The sequence below is a fragment of the Oleiphilus sp. HI0128 genome (assembly GCF_001635365.1).
Genome location: NZ_LWGG01000418.1, coordinates 1 through 1,149, shown reverse-complemented (window position 1 = coordinate 1,149; position 1,149 = coordinate 1). Strand labels below are relative to the sequence as shown.

2 protein-coding genes and 1 pseudogene are annotated in these 1,149 nt (G+C 38.6%); 1 reads left to right on the top strand and 2 read right to left on the bottom strand.

Going from position 1 to position 1,149, the window contains the following annotated elements; all coding sequences use genetic code 11:
• Positions 1-46 precede the first annotated feature (46 nt).
• Together tnpB and A3763_RS05190 are read right to left on the bottom strand one after the other, a co-directional pair.
• Positions 47-394 (bottom strand): IS66 family insertion sequence element accessory protein TnpB, encoded by a 348-nt coding sequence (gene tnpB / locus A3763_RS05195; protein WP_068510160.1) that lies wholly within the window; start codon positions 392-394, stop codon positions 47-49.
• Entirely contained in the window at positions 391-708 is a 318-nt protein-coding gene (locus A3763_RS05190; RefSeq protein WP_068510162.1) for a hypothetical protein, read from the bottom strand. Before A3763_RS05190 ends, tnpB begins: the two co-directional genes overlap by 4 nt.
• 102 nt (positions 709-810) lie before the next feature.
• Here A3763_RS05190 and A3763_RS05185 point away from each other — a divergent pair.
• A pseudogene (locus A3763_RS05185) lies at positions 811-1,149 on the top strand (tyrosine-type recombinase/integrase); the annotation flags it as partial.

Sequence of the window (1,149 nt, the reverse complement as noted above, 5' to 3'; positions counted from 1 at the left end):
AACACGCTAACTTGCTGTTTTTATTTATACTATTTACCTGATTTTATTACATAATATTTTGATAATCGACAGCTTGATGACCGATGACATCATAGCCTTCCAGCAACCAAGACAACTGCTGTTCATTCAATTCTAAACATGCTTCATCAATACGGCTTGGCCATTTGAATTTATCTTTTTCAAGCCGTTTATACCACAAGGCAAAGCCGGTTTTATCCCAATAAAGTATCTTCAATTTATCTTTGGCTTTGTTGCAGAAAATGAACAAGGCACCGCTCATGACGGGAAGATTTATCTCCGACTCAATGATCACAGATAAACCATTAATCGATTTTCTGAAATCGACAAACTGCCGGTGAAGATAAATGCGGGAAGGCTGAACAAACATCTTCATGATAAACCCTTTATCACTCTGACTAAAAAGTCAGGTGATATCGAATCTGGAAAAGTCAGTTCACCTGCTTGTGTGATTAACGTGATGATTTGTTTAGAGCTAGTGATCTGTGTGACTTGTTCAGACACTTGCCGAACAACTTTCGCTTCGACAAAATTATTGCCTGTCGAGCGTCGGTGCTTATTGAGGTAGAACGAAGAGGTGCTGATTTTATGTATGGAGCAGAATTCTGCAACCGTTAACCCGCTCTCTTTTTGATAATCGAAGATACTTGGCCAGTCGTGTTTGGCTTTCTTGGTGTTCTTTTTAGTCATGTGCTAGTTCCTTGTGAATTTTGGAACTAGCGTAATTAATTGTTGGGTTTGGTATTATGTGTGCTTGGCTAGACGCTTACGTAANTATNTAGAGACCTAGCTCTTTTCAACCTAGCAATTGATAGCATGCTTCGAAGTTGTGATCTTGTCAGACTGTCAGTCAGTGACATAAGTCATGGCGATGGTATTCAATCACGCGCACAAATCATTCAGAAAAAAACGAAAACACCTGTTCAATTTGAAATTACAGCGAAGACAAAAACGACCTTAAATAAACTGATTGAGATTCAGCATTTAGGTTTTAACGATTTCTTATTTCAAAGTCGGTGTAAGAAATCAGAGCATCTATCTACTAGACAATATGCTCGAATTGTTGACTCATGGGTTTCCAGTATTGGTTTAGATAAGGCAGCTTATGGCACTCACTCAATGAGGCGAACA